Annotated in this window: 20 protein-coding genes; 5 read left to right on the top strand and 15 right to left on the bottom strand. The window is 64.1% G+C overall.

The genetic code is table 11. The annotated features are described in order from the left end of the window. Positions 1-4: 4 nt before the first annotated feature. From xth to NLI84_RS01060, 4 genes are read right to left on the bottom strand one after another with little or no spacing between them, the layout of a single operon-like run. Entirely contained in the window at positions 5-778 is a 774-nt protein-coding gene (xth, locus tag NLI84_RS01075) for an exodeoxyribonuclease III (protein WP_255987555.1), read from the bottom strand. 5 nt (positions 779-783) lie between these two features. Further along, positions 784-1,272: a glutaredoxin family protein gene (locus NLI84_RS01070; RefSeq protein WP_255987554.1), complete on the bottom strand. Its 489-nt coding sequence runs from the start codon at positions 1,270-1,272 to the stop codon at positions 784-786. A 37-nt stretch (positions 1,273-1,309) separates the two neighbouring features. After that, entirely contained in the window at positions 1,310-1,756 is a 447-nt protein-coding gene (locus tag NLI84_RS01065) for a hypothetical protein (RefSeq protein WP_255987553.1), read from the bottom strand. Then, positions 1,747-2,697 carry a Nudix family hydrolase gene (locus NLI84_RS01060; RefSeq protein ID WP_255987552.1) on the bottom strand — a complete coding sequence of 317 codons (951 nt, stop codon included), beginning with the start codon at positions 2,695-2,697 and terminating at the stop codon, positions 1,747-1,749. Before NLI84_RS01060 ends, NLI84_RS01065 begins: the two co-directional genes overlap by 10 nt. 214 nt (positions 2,698-2,911) lie before the next feature. Here NLI84_RS01060 and NLI84_RS01055 point away from each other — a divergent pair, with 214 nt between their 5' ends. Further along, on the top strand, positions 2,912-3,376 hold the full coding sequence (locus NLI84_RS01055; RefSeq protein WP_255987551.1) for a DUF3224 domain-containing protein: 465 nt from the start codon (positions 2,912-2,914) through the stop codon (positions 3,374-3,376). 145 nt (positions 3,377-3,521) lie between these two features. Here NLI84_RS01055 and NLI84_RS01050 read toward each other — a convergent pair whose 3' ends face one another. From NLI84_RS01050 to cutA, 4 genes are read right to left on the bottom strand one after another with little or no spacing between them, the layout of a single operon-like run. Continuing rightward, the gene (locus NLI84_RS01050) at positions 3,522-4,376 is read right to left on the bottom strand and encodes an ATP-binding protein (protein ID WP_255987550.1); all 855 of its coding nucleotides are present in this window, start codon (positions 4,374-4,376) and stop codon (positions 3,522-3,524) included. Continuing rightward, positions 4,373-4,864 carry a TlpA family protein disulfide reductase gene (locus NLI84_RS01045; protein WP_255987549.1) on the bottom strand — a complete coding sequence of 164 codons (492 nt, stop codon included), beginning with the start codon at positions 4,862-4,864 and terminating at the stop codon, positions 4,373-4,375. Before NLI84_RS01045 ends, NLI84_RS01050 begins: the two co-directional genes overlap by 4 nt. Then, on the bottom strand, positions 4,861-6,402 hold the full coding sequence (gene dsbD, locus NLI84_RS01040; RefSeq protein WP_255987548.1) for a protein-disulfide reductase DsbD: 1,542 nt from the start codon (positions 6,400-6,402) through the stop codon (positions 4,861-4,863). Before dsbD ends, NLI84_RS01045 begins: the two co-directional genes overlap by 4 nt. Positions 6,403-6,404: 2 nt before the next feature. Continuing rightward, positions 6,405-6,737: a divalent-cation tolerance protein CutA gene (gene cutA, locus NLI84_RS01035; protein WP_255987547.1), complete on the bottom strand. Its 333-nt coding sequence runs from the start codon at positions 6,735-6,737 to the stop codon at positions 6,405-6,407. On the opposite strand from cutA, the gene NLI84_RS01030 reads away from it, so the two are divergent. Beyond that, positions 6,736-7,143, top strand: a complete 408-nt coding sequence (locus tag NLI84_RS01030; protein WP_255987544.1) for an FxsA family protein — start codon at positions 6,736-6,738, stop codon at positions 7,141-7,143. The genes cutA and NLI84_RS01030 overlap by 2 nt on opposite strands. Before the next feature lie 9 nt (positions 7,144-7,152). Here NLI84_RS01030 and NLI84_RS01025 read toward each other — a convergent pair whose 3' ends face one another. From NLI84_RS01025 to NLI84_RS01010, 4 genes are read right to left on the bottom strand one after another with little or no spacing between them, the layout of a single operon-like run. Further along, positions 7,153-7,437, bottom strand: coding sequence for a DUF167 domain-containing protein (locus NLI84_RS01025; RefSeq protein WP_255987543.1), 285 nt, complete (start codon positions 7,435-7,437; stop codon positions 7,153-7,155). Continuing rightward, the gene (locus tag NLI84_RS01020; RefSeq protein WP_255987541.1) at positions 7,434-8,027 is read right to left on the bottom strand and encodes a YggT family protein; all 594 of its coding nucleotides are present in this window, start codon (positions 8,025-8,027) and stop codon (positions 7,434-7,436) included. The genes NLI84_RS01025 and NLI84_RS01020 overlap by 4 nt, the downstream gene beginning before the upstream one ends. 9 nt (positions 8,028-8,036) lie before the next feature. Then, a complete protein-coding gene (proC, locus tag NLI84_RS01015; protein ID WP_255987539.1) occupies positions 8,037-8,852 on the bottom strand; it encodes a pyrroline-5-carboxylate reductase in 816 nt (271 codons plus the stop codon). Positions 8,853-8,872: 20 nt separating this feature from the next. Further along, on the bottom strand, positions 8,873-9,559 hold the full coding sequence (locus NLI84_RS01010; RefSeq protein ID WP_255987538.1) for a YggS family pyridoxal phosphate-dependent enzyme: 687 nt from the start codon (positions 9,557-9,559) through the stop codon (positions 8,873-8,875). Positions 9,560-9,654: 95 nt separating this feature from the next. Between NLI84_RS01010 and NLI84_RS01005 the strand changes: the two genes are divergently transcribed. The 3 genes from NLI84_RS01005 to NLI84_RS00995 all read left to right on the top strand — a co-directional run bounded on the left by NLI84_RS01005 (position 9,655) and on the right by NLI84_RS00995 (position 13,961). Beyond that, positions 9,655-10,698, top strand: a complete 1,044-nt coding sequence (locus NLI84_RS01005; RefSeq protein WP_255987537.1) for a type IV pilus twitching motility protein PilT — start codon at positions 9,655-9,657, stop codon at positions 10,696-10,698. A gap of 61 nt (positions 10,699-10,759) precedes the next feature. Continuing rightward, complete coding sequence (locus NLI84_RS01000; protein ID WP_255987536.1) at positions 10,760-11,896, top strand: PilT/PilU family type 4a pilus ATPase; 1,137 nt, start codon at positions 10,760-10,762, stop codon at positions 11,894-11,896. Positions 11,897-12,017: 121 nt separating this feature from the next. Next, positions 12,018-13,961 carry a type IV pilus assembly protein FimV gene (locus NLI84_RS00995; protein WP_255987535.1) on the top strand — a complete coding sequence of 648 codons (1,944 nt, stop codon included), beginning with the start codon at positions 12,018-12,020 and terminating at the stop codon, positions 13,959-13,961. Positions 13,962-14,023: 62 nt separating this feature from the next. Here the strand turns inward: NLI84_RS00995 and NLI84_RS00990 are convergent, their stop codons facing one another. The 3 genes from NLI84_RS00990 to NLI84_RS00980 all read right to left on the bottom strand — a co-directional run bounded on the left by NLI84_RS00990 (position 14,024) and on the right by NLI84_RS00980 (position 18,698). Continuing rightward, a complete protein-coding gene (locus NLI84_RS00990) occupies positions 14,024-15,910 on the bottom strand; it encodes an MFS transporter (RefSeq protein WP_255987534.1) in 1,887 nt (628 codons plus the stop codon). Between the two features lie 234 nt (positions 15,911-16,144). Next, the gene (locus NLI84_RS00985; RefSeq protein WP_255987533.1) at positions 16,145-17,245 is read right to left on the bottom strand and encodes an anhydro-N-acetylmuramic acid kinase; all 1,101 of its coding nucleotides are present in this window, start codon (positions 17,243-17,245) and stop codon (positions 16,145-16,147) included. A gap of 145 nt (positions 17,246-17,390) precedes the next feature. After that, positions 17,391-18,698, bottom strand: a complete 1,308-nt coding sequence (locus NLI84_RS00980; RefSeq protein WP_255987531.1) for a M23 family metallopeptidase — start codon at positions 18,696-18,698, stop codon at positions 17,391-17,393. Positions 18,699-18,754 lie beyond the last annotated feature (56 nt).

Here is an 18,754-nt window from a genome sequence, read left to right as displayed (position 1 = left end):
TCGCTTAGCCCGTGCTGAATGTCGCCCAGACCGGCGCATGATCGGATGGCCGCTCGGTACGACGCGGTTCCTTGTCGATGCCGCAGGCAACGAGCTGCGGCGCGAGCGCGGCGGAAATCAGCAGGTGGTCGATGCGCAGGCCCGCATTGCGCCTGAAGCCGTACATGCGGTAATCCCACCAGGTGAACAGCTTCTCTTCCTGCTCGAAGGCGCGAAAGGCATCGGTGAAGCCGAGTGCGATCAAGCGGCGAAATGCATCGCGCTCGGGCTCGGAGACGAGTACCTGGCCGATCCACTTGGCCGGATCGTGCACATCACGATCTTCGGGGGCAATGTTGTAGTCGCCGGCCAGAATCAGCCGGGGATGGTGCCGCAGCTGTTCTTCCAGCCACCCGGTCAGTGCATCCAGCCACGATAGTTTGTAGGGGTATTTGTCCGAGTCGAGGGCCTGGCCGTTGGGGATGTAGACGCAGACGAAGCGCACGCCGCAAACGGTGGCAGCGATCACCCGGCGCTGCTCGTCGGCGAAACCGGGGATGTTGTAGTGCACATCTTCCAGCGGCAGCCGCGAGATGATGGCGACGCCGTTATAGGTTTTCTGCCCGATATAGGCGATGTGGTAACCGGCGGCTTCCAGTTCAGCACGCGGGAAGTTGTGGTCTTCGAGCTTGGTTTCCTGCAGTGCGAGTGCGGTCAGTTCCGGCCGGCTGGCGAGCCACTCCAGCACCTGTGGCAGGCGGACCTTGAGGCTGTTGACATTCCAGGTGGCAAATTGCATGGCGCTTATTTCTTCTCCGGGGCTTTGGCGGGCTCGGCAATGGTGAAGCCTGCCTGGCGCAGCACCGCGCTCCAGGTGTAGCGGTCCCAGCCCTTGAGGAACTGGCCGTCGATTTCCAGGATCGGGGGCTGGACGCTGACGCCGGGCCCCAGCTTGGTGATGAAGTCGTTCAAGCGCTTGGGATCTTCGGCCGGGTATTGCAGGTCGTAGGGCAGCTGATTGCTGTCGAGCAGTGCCTGGGCCTCGTCGCAAGGCACGCAGCCGCGCGCGCTATACAGCACCAGCTTGGCCGCCGGTGCGACGGTTTTGCCAGGGCTGCCATTGTTGACCACATTGGGCTTGATGGTCCGCTCGCGCGCAGTCTGGCCTGGCGGCGGCTGATCGCTGTAGTAGACGTTGCCGTTGGCATCGCGCCATTGATAAACCTTGGCGGCGAGCGGCGCGGCGGCGAGTACCACGATCGTGGCCAAGCTGATCGATATCACAGGTTTCATGGGCAGGATTATTACCGATCGCCAAGCCGCCGTCAGCCTAGGAGCGCGAACGTGTACGTATGATCACCTGCTGGTCGTCGAGCGTCAGATACAACAACCAATCGTGGCGCGAGGCGCTGCAGAACGGCAAGGCGGTACGCAACCGAGCAACGCCTGCACTCGCGGCTTCGAACCGCGCTCGATTGGGCACCATGTCCATGTCCGGCATACGCCATTCGGCCTCGGCCTGCACTGCCGGGCCATGTAGCGTCAGCGTGAAGGGCGTGGCCGGGCGCAGCGCTGCATCGCTCTCCAGCGTGTACATGTGCTGGTTGATCCGGAACGCGCAACCGCGAGCCAGGTCCGGGCAATCGTACCTTAGGCCGGGGGGCGTGGCGCGGGCCGGGCCAAGGCTGATCCAGCCCAGGTATTGCGCGGTGTAAATGCCGAGCGCCAGCAGCGGCAACACCAGCGCCACGCGACGCCACCAGCCTTTCACAGCCACGCGCCAGAGAGCTGGGCAACGCCATGGCCGCCATATTGCTGCGCAGTGGCGACATCGGCCATCGCAAGGCCGCCAATCGCATAGACCGGAAACGGCCAGCCCTGGCCGAGCAGCCCGGCATAACCCGACCAGCCAAGTGGCGCCGCTCCGGGATGGGATGCCGTCTCCTTCACATGACCGATGCAGGCGTAGTCGGCGCCAATACGCTGTGCGACGGCCAGTTCATCTGGCGTGTGTGCGGAAACGCCCAGCCAGTGCAGGCCATCGGGCCGCATCTGTAGCGCAGAAGCCGCGCGGGCGCTGAGCTGGGCGCCATCGGCTTCCAGCTCGCGCGCGAGCGTGATGGCGTCGTGCAACAGTACCCGGCAGCCATGCTGACGGGCCCGAGCCAACGTCAGACGCGCCAGCGCCGCGTAGCGCCCGGCATCCAGCTGGGGTTCGCGCAGCACCAGCATGGAAAGGCCCTGTTCCAGTGCCGCATCCAGTCGTGCCAGCCACGCCGTTTCACCAAGGCCCGCGACATTCGATAGCGCCAGCGTATCGGGCAAAGCCAGACCCCGCAGGATGGGGCCATTGGCCGGCAGGATGGGCGATTGCGTCAATGCACCCGGTGTCTGCCAGGCGAGGGCTTGCCCCTCGCGCGGGTGGGGTTCGCCCTGCCAGGCGGTCACGCGGAAAAAATGCAGCCGTACCGTGGCGTGCGGGTAGCTGAAAGTCTGCACGATCCAAGGCGTGGCGGCCGTGACCGTGATGCCCATCTCCTCGTGCAGTTCGCGTACCAGCGCGGCGTATGCCGTCTCGCCCGCTTCGAGCTTGCCACCGGGAAATTCCCAGTAACCGGCGTACGCCTTGCCGGCAGGGCGGCTGGCCAGCAGAAAGCTGCCGTCACCGTTAATGAGGATGCCGGCCGCGACATTGACGATTTTGCTGGGCTTGCCCATGGGTGTGAATATCCCGATTTGTTTCGGAGGTGGAAAGCCTAGGATGGCTGTGTGTAATGCGTGCAAGGAGGTGATATGTCCTGGCGCAAGGAGCGGGCTTCATTGCGGCACGGTTTGGCGCTTGCCGGCCTTACCCGGCGGCCAATTGTATCGCAACGGTACGTACTGGCCGGTCTGGCGTGGGGGATGGCGCGGGAGGTGGGAGATGCTCGGCATGAATCCTGAATCCCGTGCACATGCGCTGTTCGAATCGCACAAGCCGGGCCGTGGTTTCGGTTCGCCCGACGGCACGCAATCGACGTTCCAGATCACGTTGTGGGACGAGAAGCGGGCGCGGGATCTGCCGGACGGTGGTCATTTGTCCCGCACCGTGGTGACCCAGAGCTATCGCGGGGCGATGATCGGCAGGAGCTCAGTCGAATACCTGATGGTGCATCACCCCGACCACTCTGCGACCTTTGTCGGCATCGAGCACTTCTCCGGCACGATACAGGGCCGGCCCGGTACTTGCCTGTTCCAGCATGCGGGCAGCTTTCAGGGCAGGGCGGCGCTTAGCCGCTGGACCGTGATCCCCGGATCGGGCACCGATGGACTCAAGGGCATCGCCGGCAATGGCTCCTTCGTCGTTGGCCTGCACGGCGACGCGACGGTGATCTTCGAGCCGGACTTCAGCGATTGATCCGCCGCGAGCAAAGCCCGGCGTAGCGGCTGCTGGCAACGCGCGCGAAATGCCCGGAAAGGCGAAACAACGGACTTCCTATCGGTCGCAGACAGTACAAGGGGTACGGCACGAGCACAGCCAGCCCGGGTTTGATGAGCGCCGCTTAGCGGCTACCGGCCCAGTCTCGGGCGAATTGCCAGGCGATGCGGCCGCTGCGCGCGCCGCGGCCTTGGGCCCACTGCAGCGCGGCGCGCTCGCTGTCGGCATCCCAGGTGGTTACGCTGAACTCGCCCAGCCACTGCCGCACGGCGGCAAGGTACTCGTCCTGCGAGAAGCCGTAGAACGACAGCCACAGCCCGAATCGTTCGGACAGCGCCACTTTCTCTTCGATGGCTTCGGCAAAGTGGATCTCGCCGCCTTCGTAGCGGGTTTGCGCGTTCTCGCTGAAGTACTCTGGCACCAGGTGGCGGCGGTTGGATGTGGCGTAGATCAGCACATTGGGGCTGGTCGCGGCAATCGAGCCGTCCAGCGCGGTTTTTAGCGCTTGGTAGCCATGGTCGCCCTCTTCGAACGACAGGTCATCGCAAAACACGATGTAGCGCTCGTCGCGGGCGCCAACCAGCTCGACGATGTCGGGCAGATCGACCAGATGGGTCTTCTCGACCTCGATCAACCGCAGGCCGTGCTCGCGAAATTCATTCCATACGGCTTTCACCAGCGAGCTCTTACCGCAGCCGCGTGCGCCGGTCAGCAGCACGTTGTTGGCGAGCTTGCCCTCGACGAACTGCCGGGTATTGGCAGTCAGCCGTCCGCGCTGCAGTTCGACGTTCACCAGTTGGTCGAGCCGGATCGCATGGGGGTGGCGCACCGCTTCCAGCTGGCCTACGCCCTGGCGCACGCGCCAGCGATAGGCCTGCGCGCTCCAGTCGGTAGTGTCCTGGCTGGCCGGCAGCAGTGGTTCGGCACGGGTCAGGAAGGCTTCGAAGCGATCGAGGAACTGGGTCAGGCGGTCGGTCATGGCGATTTGGGCTGGGTGGTCAGTTTTTTCAGGATGCCGTCGAGCTTGCTGGCCCTCAGGCGACCGAGTTCGGCGGCGACCTTGTTGCCGCGCGCATCGTAAATGGTGGTGAACGGCAGGCCGCCGACGACATTGCCTTCGTGTTGCATGGCCTTCATCACATCGGCTTCGCCGATGAGGTTGGGGTAGTTCACCTTGTATTGCTTGATAAAGGCTTGCGCCGAGACCGCGTCGTCGATGGCAATGCCCACGAACTGCACGCGGCCTGCGTACTTCTTCTGCAATTGGATGAACTCGGGGATTTCCTCGCGGCACGGCGCGCACCAGGTGGCCCAGAAGTTGACCACGAGCGGCTTGCCGCGCCATTGCGCGACGGCGGCTTGTTTGCCATCCAGCGTCTTGAAGCGGCTCTTGTACAGCGGCGCTTCGGCGTGTGCCGCTACGGCGATTGTACTGGCGAGCAAGGCGGGTAACAGGCGATGGATCATGGCTGGATCGTATTCAGCGTGGCGGAAAAGGTCTGGGCATTCTGAAAGCCGACGACCCGGCGCGGCAATAGTTTGCCTTCGCGGTCGAAGAACAGCAGGGCGGGTGGGCCGTACAGGCCGTAGCGGCGCAACAGCGCGGCGTCGGCGGCGGTATTGGCGGTGAGATCGGCGCGCAGCAGCGTGTAGTCGGCGAGCTGGCGGCGCACAGTGTCGTCAGACAACGTCTCGCGTTCGAACTCGACGCAGCTGGTGCACCAGTCCGCGTACATGTCGAGCATCACCGGCTTGCCGCGCGCAGCGACGAGCGCGGCATCAAGCTCGGCCTCGCTTCGTACGGTCTGGAAGGCGGGGATGTCGGGCGCCGGCAGGGTGTGCAGCCACAGCGGGCGCGACAGCCAGACGGCGGTGCCGAGCAGCACGATGCCGAACACGATCTTCACGCCGCGCATCACCGTGCGCGACAGCCGGGGCAGCACGGTGGCGCCGAACGCGCCGACTACGATCAGCGGTGTGCCGATACCCAGCGCCAGCGCGTACAGCGCCGCGCCGCCGAGCACGGTGTCTCCCGTCTGCCCCAGATAGGCCAGCGCCGCGACCAAGGGCGGGGCGACGCAGGGACCGACGATGAGCGCCGACACCGCGCCCATCAGGAACACTGGCAAGAGCTTGCCGCCGGGCATGCGGTGCGCCAGTTGATTGAATACCGATTGCACGCTGCTCGGCAGCTGGAACTGGAAGGCGCCGAACATGGCGAATGCCATGCTGGCGAACAGCAAGGCAGTCGTGGCAATCACCCAGGGCTGCTGCAGCGCAACCGTCAGCAGCGTGCCGGTGGCAGCGGCGGCGACGCCGGCCAGCGTGTAGGTGAGCGCCATGCCCTGCACGTAGAGCATGGTCAGCAGCAGGCCGCGCATGCGTCCTGCGTTATTGCCGACGACGATGCTGGAAACGATGGGCAGGAGCGGATACATGCAGGCGGTCAGCGCAAGGCCAACGCCCGCTGCGTAGAACAGCGCCAGCGTGAGCAGGGCGCCGCCGTGGAAGAAGCCCGATTCGTCGTCCATCGTCGCGGGGCCTGTCCCGCTGCTCCGGTTGCCGAACAGCGATGCGACGCCGCCGGCCTTGCCGCTGCGCTCGCCGGGCGCCAGGCTGGCGGTCTGCGGCGGATAGCAGATGCCGACGTCGGCACAGCCCTGAAAGGTGATCGTGACCCGCGCTCCGGGGGGGATGGGCGAGGTCGCGACGAGTTCGGCCGCGACATCGCGATGGTAGACCGCGACCTTGCCGAAGCTGGGGTCGTCCTTGATCTCGCCATCGGGGAGATTGGCCTGCAGCGGCTGCGCCGGTTGCAGCGCAAAGCTGATGCGATCGCGGTAGAGGTAGTAGCCCGGCGCCACGCTGAATTGTGCTTCGAGCGTGCGATCACCCGTTTGTATCAACTGGACGCGGAAGGCCTGATCCGGCGGCAACAGCTCGGGTTCGGCATGGGCGAGCAGCGCAAGGCAGCACAGCAGGCAGGCAAGCAGCGGGCGAAGCAAGATCAATTTTCCTCGTGCACGACGTCATCCACCCATTGCAGATACGCCGGCAGCCCCGATATCAACGGAAGTGCGACGATCTCCGGCACCTCGTAGGGGTGTTGCTCGGCGAGCCAGAGTTGCAGGCGCGGGTAGACATCCAGCGTCGTTTTTACCAGAAGTGGAACTTCGCTGGCGATTTCGGTTTTCCCTTGCCAGCGGTAGACTGATTCCACGGCGGGCAACAGGTTCACGCAGGCGGCAAGTCCGGCATCGACCGCGCCTTGCGCCAGCCGCCGCGCCACGTCCTGGTCGGGGCAGTTGCACAGCACCATACATACTCGGGATTCATTCATGCCTTATCTGGTCCTTCTGTTGCTCGCCTATCCGGCGGCAGAAATCGTTGCCCTCATTCTTGCTGCCAAGGCCATCGGTACCGGCTGGCTGCTGGCGTGGATCGTGCTCACCGCGATCGCTGGCGGCATGATGCTGCGGCATCACAAGCTGGCCGTCGCGTTCTCGCTGGTTGGCGATCTGCGCGCCGGCAAGCTCTCGGTTGGCAGCCTGATCTGGGTGGCGCGCTATTACCTCGCTGCCGTGCTGCTGTTGCTGCCGGGCCTGATCGGCGATGCGGTCGGCCTGGTGCTGCTGTTGCCCTGGGGCCGGCGTGCCGGCCCGTTGCAGCCGCCGTCCGACGTGATCGATGGCGAATACCGGCGCATCGATCCCCATGTGGCGGCCGAGCACCGGATCAAGCGCTAGGCCCTGTGCTCAGGCTTGTAGTAGCGCGGCGGGGTTACCTCCGCCATGTACCCGGATTACCTTGCGGCGCGATGTGGCGCCGCTTTTCAATTCCAACGCCCGGCGTGGCAGACCGAGGCGCTCGGCCAGATAGACCAGCAGCGCCTCGTTGGCCTTGCCGTCCACCGGTGGTGCGGCCAGCCGTATTTTCAGCGCGCCACCATGCAGGCCGGCGATCGCGGTGTGTTTCGCGCCAGGCTGGATGTGCAGCGTCAGCAGCCAGCCCTCGTAGCTAGGGCAGAACCAGTCGCTCAACGCGTTGCCGGCAACGAGACGTATTGCAGGATGGCGGGCTCCAGCTGCGCGATGAACACACCGAGCACGAGCTGGATGGCCAGCAACAGCACGATGGGGGTGATATCGACGCCGCCGACCGGGGGAATGATACGGCGCAGCGGTCGTAAAAAGGGTGCGGTCAGCGTATTGAGCAGCGGCATCAATGGGTTGTACGGCGCCACCCACGACATCAGCGCCTGCCCGATCACGGCGGCAAACAGCAGGTAGAGCGACATGCGCAGCAGCTCCAGCGCGGCAACCAGCGCCAGTGCCAGCGCCGACAACGGCGAGGTGAACACGAAGGGCCAGGGCGAGAGCGCCAAGAGCGCGAAGTGCATCAGCAACGCGGTCAGCCAGGCGAGCAGGATGCTGGCGGTATCGTAGCCGCGCAGCGGCGGCACCAGGCGCCGCGCTGGCAGCACCGCCCAGTCAGTCAGCGCCATCACGAACTGGCCGAGCGGATTACGGAATGGTGCACGAAAGGCCTGCAGGTAGAAGCGCGCGAGCAGCAGCAGGATCAGCAGGCCGCCGATGCTGCGCAGCAGGAAGGCGAGGGCGTCGATCAGCATACCGGCTCCTCAGTCCACATCCCGGCCCAGCTCGTCGCCCAGCTCGCGCGAACGCGCGGCGGCGGCGGACGCGGCGGCAATGATGGTGGCGCGCAGCTGGCTGGTCTCGAAGGCATTGATCGCGCGCTCGGTCGTGCCCCCCTTGCTGGTGACCTTGGTGCGCAGCGTGGCCGCGTCGTCGTCGCTGGCGAGCGCGAGTTTCACGGCGCCGGCAAAGGTCTGGTAAGCGAGCTTGCGTGCGGTTTCGGTCTCGAAGCCCTGCGCGCGCGCCGCCGCTTGCAGCGCTTCCATGAAATAGAACACGTAGGCCGGACCGCTGCCGGAGATTGCGGTGATGCCGTCGATCTCGCTCTCTTGCGCCACCCACACCACTTCACCGATCGAAGCGAGGATGCGCTCCGCGAGCGCCCGGCCGGCGGTATCGACACCCGCCATGGCATAGGCGCCGGAAATCCCGGCCTGCACCAGCGCCGGGGTATTGGGCATCACCCGCACGATATGGGTGTGGCCACCCAGCCAGCGCGACAGCGTATCGGCGCGGATGCCCGCTGCGATCGAGATGACGAGCGACTGGCCCGCCGCCGCCGCGATCTCCTGGGCGACCGCCTTCAGTTGCTGGGGCTTGACTGCCAGCACGATAACGTCGCTGTGCGGCAGCGTCGTGCCGGGCTCGGCGACGCTCACGCCGTATTGCGCGGCGAGTTGGGCGCGCTGGGCTTCGTCCGGATCGACCACATGGATTTCGCTGGCCGCGAAACCCTGGCCCAGCATGCCGCCCAGCATGGCGCTCGCCATGTTGCCGCCACCGATAAAGCTGATTTTCATCGCGTTCCCCTTCTACGTATTCAGTTTCGTGCGCCAAATAGCGCCGTACCCACGCGCACCATGGTGGCGCCTTCCCGGATCGCGATTTCCAGGTCGGATGACATGCCCATGGACAGCGTATCGAGCGCGATCCCTTCGCGCTCCAGTTGTTCTTTCAAACCACGCAGTGTTGCAAATTGCGCAGCAAGCCGCTCGTCGTCGCCGGTCGGTTCCGGGATGCACATCAGCCCACGCACCCGCAGCCGCGGCAAGCGAGCCACCGCCCGGACCAGCGCCGCTGCCTCGGTGGGAGCGACCCCCGATTTACTGGCCTCGCCGGACACATTGACCTGGATGCAGACATTGAGCGGCGGCGTTGTTTCGCGCCGCTGCACGGACAGCCGCTCAGCGATCTTCAAGCGATCCACCGTATGCACCCAGCTGGCGATTTCAGCCACTGGGCGGGTCTTGTTGCTTTGCAATGGGCCGATGAAATGCCATTCGATCTCGTCCAGATCGGCCAGCTCCGCAGCTTTGGAAACGAGTTCCTGCACGTAGTTCTCACCAAAGGCGCGTTGCCCCAATGCATAAAGCTCGCGTACCGATGCGGCGGGAAAGGTCTTGCTGACGGCGAGCAGATGCACTGCGCCATTGCCGCGGCGCGCTTGTCGTTGCGCCACTCCCATACGGGCCTTCACGCCTTGCCACGTCGTAAAAATCGTTGCCATAATGCCCCGAGAATTGCACGCCGGCCCTAGATTTCTAGCCCCTTGCAGTGCCGATTGCCCAGCTTGCGGCGCCTTGCCGAAGGACAAAATTATAAATGGAAATCTCTGAACTCTTGGCCTTCGCCGTCAAGAACAAGGCCTCCGATTTGCACCTTTCCTCCGGTCTGCCGCCCATGATCCGGGTGCACGGCGATGTGCGCCGCATCAATCTGCCGCCGCTGGAGCACAAGGACGTGCACGACATGGTGTACGACATCATGAACGACGGCCAGCGCAAGGTGTACGAGGATACGCTGGAGGCGGATTTCTCGTTCGAGATTCCTAACCTCGCACGTTTTCGCGTCAATGCCTTCGTGCAGAACCGCGGTGCGGGGGCCGTATTCCGGACCATTCCGTCCAAGGTGCTGACGCTCGAAGAGCTGAATTCGCCCAAGGTATTCCAGGACATCGCTGAGAACCCGCGTGGTCTGGTGCTGGTGACGGGCCCCACCGGCTCGGGCAAGTCGACCACGCTTGCGGCGATGGTCAATTACATCAACGAAAACGAGTACGGTCACATCCTCACGGTGGAGGATCCAATCGAATTCGTGCACCAATCGAAGAAGTGCCTGATCAACCAGCGCGAGGTCGGGCCGCATACGCTGAGCTTCTCCAACGCGCTGCGCTCGTCGCTGCGCGAGGATCCGGATGTGATCCTGGTCGGCGAAATGCGCGATCTGGAAACGATCCGGCTGGCGCTGACTGCTGCTGAAACCGGTCACTTGGTGTTCGGTACCTTGCACACCAGCTCGGCGGCCAAGACCATAGACCGGGTGGTTGACGTGTTCCCGGCGGCGGAGAAGGAAATGGTGCGTGCGATGTTGTCCGAATCGCTGCGCGCAGTGATCTCACAGACGCTGCTCAAGACCAAGGACGGGCAGGGCCGCGTGGCTGCGCACGAGATCATGATCGGCATCCCCGCCATCCGTAACCTGATCCGCGAGAACAAGATCGCGCAAATGTACTCGTCGATCCAGACTGGTAGCCAGTTTGGCATGCAGACGCTCGATCAGAGCCTGCAGACGCTGGTGCAGCGTAATGTGGTCTCGTTGGCCGAGGCGCGCACCAAGGCCGCCATTCCGGATAATTTCAAGGGTTGAGTCCGGCGCAGGCTCATCTCAACGCGTATAACGGATAAACCGATACACAACGGTCAGGGCGATGGAAAAAGAGCAGGCAGCCAAATTCATGCAGGATCTCCTGCGCCACATGCGCGCCAAGGGCGCGTCCGATCTCTTTATCACCGCCGATTTCCCACCGGCGATGAAGATCGATGGCAGGGTCACTCCGGTGTCGCCGCAGGTGCTGACGGCGCAACATACCAAGGAGCTGGCGCGTTCGATCATGAACGATCGCCAGGCCGAGGAGTTCGAAGGCAGCAAGGAGTGTAACTTCGCGATCAGCCCGGGCAATCTGGGGCGCTTTCGCGTCAACGCCTTCATGCAGCAAGGCCGGGTCGGTATGGTGCTGCGGACCATCAATTCCGAAATCCCCAAGCTGGGCGAGCTGGGACTGCCGCCTGTGCTGCAGGACATCGCTATGAGCAAGCGTGGCCTCGTGATCTTCGTGGGCGGCACGGGGTCGGGCAAGTCGACCTCGCTTGCTGCCATGATCGGCCATCGCAATGAGGCGTCGTACGATCACATCATCACGATCGAAGACCCGATCGAATATGTGCACGAGCACAAGAATTGCATCGTCACGCAGCGCGAAGTGGGCGTCGATACCGATAGCTGGGGCGCCGCGCTGAAGAACACGCTGCGTCAAGCGCCGGACGTGATCCTGATCGGCGAGATCCGCGATCGCGACACCATGGACTACGCGATCGCCTTTGCCGAAACCGGTCACCTGTGCATGGCCACCTTGCACGCCAACTCGTCCAACCAGGCGCTTGACCGTATCATCAACTTCTTCCCCGAAGAGCGCCGCGCGCAGCTTCTGATGGATCTGTCGCTCAACCTGAAAGCCTTCGTGTCGCAGCGGCTGGTGCCGCATCGAACCGGCAAGGGGCGTGTTGCCGCGGTCGAGGTGATGCTCAATTCGCCGCTGATTTCCGATCTGATCTTCAAGGGCGAGGTCCATGAGATCAAGGAAATCATGAAGAAGTCGCGCGAGCTTGGCATGCAGACCTTCGACCAGAGCCTGTTCGACATCTACGAGGCCGGCAAGATCAGCTACGAAGACGCGCTGCGCAACGCCGATTCCGTGAACGACTTGCGGCTGCAGATCAAATTGCAGGGGTCCGAATCCAAGCAGCGCGACGTGCTCTCCGGGATCGATCACCTGGACATTGTTTGAACGCATATTCGCGAGACGGCCAAGGTAACTGATGCGTTTTTCTGTTTCTCCGTCCCGCCTGTCCCTGTCGCTGATGGCCGTAGGTTGGGTGACGGCTGCGCCCGCCGCGTCTTTGGGAGACATGCAGCTGCGTTCGGCGCTCGGCGAGCGTTTCGAGGGCAGCATCGCCGTCACGGTCGATGAAGACGAATCGCTGTCGACGCGATGTTTCCGCCTGGTTCCCGGCAACGGGGACGGGATGCAACTGCTGCGTGCGCAGCTGCTGTACGAAGACGGACAGCTTTACATCCAGGGCAGCCAGACCATAGACGAGCCGGTGCTCAATGTCACCGTGCGCTTGGCCTGTCCGGGGCGGGAGGTCGGCGAGTTCCAGCGCGATTACACGCTGCTGCTCGACCCGCGCGGCTATGCCCCCGTGGTGGCGCCAAGGGATTCGGCTCGCCCCGCTGCGCGCTCGGTGCGTCGCACGCTGCCGGAGCTTGGCGGCGTCTGGCGCAGCGAGTCCGGCGACAGCATCGAGCAGATCGCCCGGCGCTACTTTCCGCGGGACGAGCAGGAGCGGGCTTGGCTGATTGACGAGCTGCATGGTCTTAATCCCGATCTGCCGCAAAATTCGCGGGCCCGGCTCGATCCAGGCGTGGCGGTCAACCTGCCGTCGCCCCGCAGCCGCCCGGCTACGCCGCAAGCGGGGCAGGTGTTGGCGCAGGATGCCGCGCCGGTATTGCGCATCGAACCGTTGCCCACGCCACGCGCGTTATCAGCCGCCGGGCTTGCTCCGCGATCGCAAGGCGATTCGGGTGAATTTCACTTGCGGCTGTCCAGCCCCGAACTCAACCTCGATCATCAGCCGAGCATGACGCCGGAAGAGAGTCTGCGTCTGCGCGAGAACCTGCTGCTCTTGGAGTCCGATGACCAGACCGCACAACTGATGCAGCTCAAGTACCAGATCGCGCAGATGGAAAAGCAGCTGGCCCAGCTGAAGGCGCGGCCGGCGCAGGCAGAAACAGCGGCAGCCGGCGAGCCCGGCTCGTTTGACGGCATGGGGAGCTGGATCTGGGCAGGATTGCTGGCGCTGGTACTGCTGCCCGGTGGCTACGCCTATTGGCGCTGGCGTGAGCGCCGTGATGCCGAGGAGTTCGAAGCGTTCTCGCTGGCCACCAGTCTGGAACCACGGTTCGGACCGACGACCGCGCGGCCGAGCACGGGCCTTGGCGACCCGGTAGTCGCCGTGATGCCGCGCAGCGGGATGCATGATCTGGCGCACAACATTGCGCAGATGGCCAACGATTGGCACAACGACGAAGTCGATGTGGTGCTGCCCGGCAATGTGTCGGAAGAGGCGCAATTGCTGATCGACCACGGCCTGGTGCAGCAGGCGGTCAACCTGCTGTCGCACGAGATCGAGCAGCATCCGACCACACTTGCGTTATGGATGAAGCTCTTTGACGTGTTGCGCAAGAACGAGATGACGCAGCAATTCCAGGAGCGTGCGGTCGCGTTCCGCCTGCAGTTCGCCAGCGATGCGCTGTGGCAGCAGGTCCAGGCACAGGGGCGCGAGCTCGATCCGGGTAATCCGCTTTACGAGGTGATCGATGATACGGATACCGTCGCGGCGCCGCGCATGCCGGAAGCGAAGCCTGCAAGTGCGCTATCGAGCCTGACGGCGGTCACCGTCGCCGGCCCCCCGTCGATCCTGGAATTCCATCTTGATCCGCTGCCTGCAGCGGAAATCACCACCGACGCGGCGTTGCCGCTGTTGCCCGACAGCGAGGTGGAGGAAGTCGAAGCGGTGACGGTCGATAGCGGCGGAGAGCCGCTGTTCAGCCCGGCCGATTTTATGGTCGCAACCGAGGTGAACCAGCAAGGCATGGAACGCGCCGAGGTCGATCCGGCCGAGTTCGTGAGCGACGATCCGGTGCTCAAACCGGTGGCCGAACTCTTGATCAAGGGTGAGAACAACAGCGTATTTCGTTTGCTGGAGGAAACGCTGTACAACGGAACCCTCGAACAACGCCAGACTGCGTTGCGCTGGCTGGACAAGTTGTTTCCGATCAAGCACCGCTAGAGCGACAGTGACAAAAACAGGGGCGCCACATGGCGCCCCTTGTCGTTGCGGCCTGTGCTTGGTCAGGCCCAGTCGCCGCGCAGCGTACGCACTTCCTGTTCCAGCGCGACGGAACCCGCGGCAGTTGCCGGAACCGGCATGCCCACCACGAAGCCGATGCGCGACCAGACCCGGCGCGGCCATTTCATCATGGCGGCGCCATCCTTGCGGCTGAAGAAGCTGCCCCACAGGCCTTGCAGCGCCATCGGCACCACGGGGACCGGTGTGCGGCGGATGATCTCGTCGATGCCGGGACGGAATGTCTGGATGGCGCCGTCCCGCGTAATGCCACCCTCTGGAAAGATGCAGATCACTTCACCGGCTTCCAGGTATTCGGCCACCCGATCGAACGCCTTGGCCTTCATCGCTGCGTCTTCCTTGGCCGGGGCGATGGGGATGGCACCCGCCGTCTTGAAGATGAAACTCAGCACCGGGATCTTGAAGATGCGATGGTCCATCACGAAGCGTACCGGGCGGCGCACCGCGCCGGCGATGATCAGCGCATCCATGAAGCTCACGTGGTTGCAGACCAGTACGCACGGCCCTTCGTCCGGGATATGGTCCAGACCCTGATGGCGCACGCGGTACAAGGTGTGCGTGGCGATCCACACCAGAAAGCGCATCAGGAATTCGGGGATCAGCGTGTAAATGTAAAGCGCCACGGCAATGTTCATCAGCGACACGGTCAGCAACAAGCCGGCGACCGTGAGTCCCGCTTTCAGCAGCGCAATGCACATCCCGGCTGCGATCACCATGAATAGCGAATTGAGGATGTTGTTGGCGGCGATCGCGCGCGAGACAAAGGCTTTTTCGGTGCGCGTCTGTACCAGCGCGTAGAGCGGCACGATGAAGAGGCCGCCGAAGCTGCCCAACAGCAAGATGTCGATCATCACCCGCCAGTGCGCGGCCACGCCGACAAAGCCGGTCAGGTCATAGAGCTGCGTCGGTGGCACGAGTGAGGAGAGCGCGAAATAGAGATCGATACCGAACACGCTCATGCCGATCGAGCCGAAGGGCACGAGGCCGAGCTCGACCTTGCGGCCGGACAACTTCTCGCACAGCGTGGAACCGATGCCGACACCGGCCGAGAACAGCGTGATCAGGAAGGTGTAGACGCCGGGATTGCCGCCCACGGTATTGCGGGCGAGATCGGGTAACTGGGTCAGGTAGACCGAGCCGAAGAACCAGAACCAGGAAATGCCCATCAGCGAATGGAATACCGTGCGGTTGCGGTGCACGTGGCTAAGGATGTGCCAGGTTTCACCGAACACGTTCCAGTTGATTTTGATATCGGGCGCGGGTGGCGCGGCAGGCGGCATCGCGCGGCTTGCCAGCCAGCCCGCGATCGCCACGCCGACGCAGGCATAGACGATCAGCATCTCGCCGTGCGGCTGGTGCTGGATGATCAGCGTGCCGGCGATCTGCCCGAGCAGGATGGCGATGAAGGTGCCGGCCTCGATCAGGCCGTTGCCACCCAGCAGCTCCTCCTCCCTCAGGTATTGCGGCAGCACCGAATACTTCAGCGGTCCGAACAGCGTGGAATGCAGTCCCATCAGGAACAGGCAGGTGAACAGGATGACGGCATTCTTCTGGTAGAAGCCGATGCCTGCCAGCACCATGATCGCGATCTCCAGCAGCTTGATCCACTGGGCCAGCCGCGCCTTGTCGTACTTCTCAGCCAATTGCCCGGCGAAGGCGGAAAACAGGAAGAAGGGGATGATGAAGATGCCTGCGGCCGCGTTGACCAGTGTCTTGGCGTCGAGCCCCGCAGCGGACAAGCCAAAGAACGCGATCATCACCAGGAAGGCGTTCTTGAACAGGTTGTCGTTGAAGGCGCCGAGAAATTGCGTGCCGAACAGCGGCAGGAAGCGGCGCGAGGCAAACAGGTCGAACTGGTTGGGCTTGTGCATGACGGCCTGGCTGGATGGGGTGGCGACAGTCTAGCCCAAGCGCCGCTTGTTGCGTATCCAGCTCGCATCGCGCACTTGTTCGACAGTCTGCTGCTCCCCGAATTGGGGGCGGAATCTAGATCTTCGCGCGCACTCACGCGAAGCGCGTGATGGCCCCGCGATTTCGTTTCCAGCAGGCGTCAGGTGTCGCAGCGGGGCCGATTGTTCGGTGTGTTCAGCATTACGCTTGCCGCGTCATGCAGGCCAGATGGCACCCAGCACGCGCGCGCCCTTGGCGCCGGTCACCTGCGGCAGATTGCCAGTCTGGCGCGTCACGCAGCGTTGGGCCAGCCAGGCAAAGGCGTAAGCCTCCACCCAGTCAGGGTCTACGCCGAGTTGGGCTGTCGTCGAGACGGCGATGCCCGGCAGAGCGGTCGCCAGCCCCTGCATCAACAGCGCATTGTGCGCGCCGCCGCCGCAGACAAAGACCTCGTCCACGCCGGGCGCCTGCAACAGGATGGCGTCGGCGATGGTACGCACCGTCAGCGCCACCAGCGTGGCCTGTACATCCTGCGGGGCATCGTGGCGACCGGAAAGGCGGCCTTGCAGCCAACGCAGATGGAACAGATCGCGCCCCGTACTCTTGGGGGCGGGCAGCAGGAAGTAGGATTCGGCGAGCAGCACGTCCAAGAGGTCATCCAGCACCTGGCCGGTGGCAGCCCACTGGCCGTTGCTGTCGTAGCGCTGGCCCTGGTGCAGCTCGACCCAGGCGTCGAGCAGCACGTTGCCCGGGCCGGTATCGAAGCCCGTGGCATCGGCACGTGTCGGCAGATCGGTCAGGTTGGCGATACCGCCGATATTGACGACCACCCGGTGCCGCGCCGGATCGGCGAACAAAGCCTGGTGAAAAGCGGGTACCAGCGGCGCGCCCTGGCCGCCGGCCGCCACATCGCGGGAACGGAAGTCGCCTACGACGCTGATGCCGGTGAGTTCGGCCAGCCGCGCGTGATTGCCCAGTTGTACCGTGTAACCGGCTTCCGGACGATGCCTTACCGTTTGCCCATGGTTGCCGATGGCCGCAACGTGGGCAGGATCGACGCCGGCGCGCAGCAATAGTGCCAGCACTGCTTCGGCATAGCAGTCGGCCAATTCGTTGCCGGCGAGCGCCGCCAGATGCAGCTCGTCGTCGCTGCTAGCCTGCAGGCGTTGCAGGCGACTACGCAATGACTGCGGTAGCGGACGGCCCTGAGCGGCAACGAGGCGAGGTGTAACGGTGGTGAAGTCGACAAGCGCGGCATCGATGCCGTCGAGGCTGGTGCCGGTCATCAGACCGATATAGTAGGGGGCGTCGGACATGGGGCGGGAGGCGCACTAGCGGCTGCGGATAAGGTCCGAGTGTAGCCAACCCCGGCGGCGTCGTCGCCACCGTTTGGCCCGCCTCGCGGTCGCCCTGTCCGGAATCGAGGGGCGTAGGGGCCACGCCGGGCGCGGCCCCTACCTATCAGTCCGCGCGGGCGAGTTCGACGCGCGCCAGCAAGTTGAGCTGCGCGTTGAGCTGCTCGGCGTGCGGACGGAAACGGGCAAATTCGCGTACGTCGAGCGATTGGTTGCGTGGCAGGTCGAGCTTGGTCGGATCGACCTGATTGCCCGATATCTTGAATTCGTAGTGCAGATGCGGTCCGGTGGAGCGGCCGGTGGTGCCGACAAAGCCGATGATGTCGCCCTGGCGCACGCGCTGGCCGGCCTTGAGACCGGGCGCGAAGCGGTTGAGGTGAGCATAGAGCGTGCTGTACACCCCCTGGTGCTTGATCTCGAGCACGTTGCCATAGGTGCTCGAGTAGGCGGCGTGGGTCACTATCCCGTCGGATGCGGCCCGTATGCGGGTGCCGGTGGGCGCCGCGTAGTCTATGCCCTTGTGCTGTTTCCAGGTGTGCAGCACCGGATGGAAGCGGGTGGCAAAGCCGGATGAAATCCGTGAGAACTCGACCGGTGTCTGCAGAAAGCTCTTCTTCAGGCTCTCGCCCTTGAGCGAAAAATATGCGCCTTCACCAGGTTGGGATTCGTACCACACGGCCTGCAGCTTGCGCCCTCCATTGACGAATTCGGCAGCCAGGATCCGTCCGGTCTTGATCACCTGGCCGTCGAGCGTATATGTCTCGAACACGACGCCAAATCGATCGCCTTTTTTCAGCTTGCGATGGAAATCGATCTCGCCTTCGAAAATCTCGATCAACTGGCGGGTCACTTCATCGGGCAGCTCGACGCGGTCGGTCGCGCCGAACAGCGAGCTCGTGATGGTGCCGGCCTTGAACGCGGTCTCGCGCGTGAGCGCCGCGGGCGCTTGCTTGACGACGAAGTCTTCGCTAGTCGCGAGCAGCTGCAGCTGCGTGCTGTCAGCGGCCATGTAGCGCAGCTGCAGCAGTTTGCCCTCGGCCGTGGTCTGCGCGCGTAGTACGCGGCCGGCGCGCAACTCATAGAGCGGACGGGCAGACGCATCGCTGCGGATGAATGCGCTGGCGGCCTCGTCATCGATGCCGAGGCGAACGATCAGGGCCGACAGCGTATCGCCGGAACGGATCACTTCTTCACGCCAGAATGGGGTCGTGGCGACGCGGCTGATCAGTTCGGGGGGCGTCAGGGCTTCGGTCACCGGGGTGACCGCAACTGCCTCCCGGGGGCCGAATTCGGCCACGCCATAGGCGCCGAAGGTCACCATCAGCGGCAGTGCGACGGCGGCGGCCAACCACACACGGCGGCTGGCTGGCTGGGGACGGGAGGGCTTTTCGGGTAGAATTTGCTGTTCGAACATCGTGTCAGGTTGCTTCCTAGTGCGCGGCAAGCGTACCAAAACTTGTACGGCTTGCC

This window comes from Chitinolyticbacter albus (genome assembly GCF_024437655.1).
Lineage (GTDB): Bacteria > Pseudomonadota > Gammaproteobacteria > Burkholderiales > Chitinibacteraceae > Chitinolyticbacter > Chitinolyticbacter albus.
Note: the sequence above shows the minus strand (reverse complement) of the source record. Positions and strands in the feature narration are given on the sequence as shown.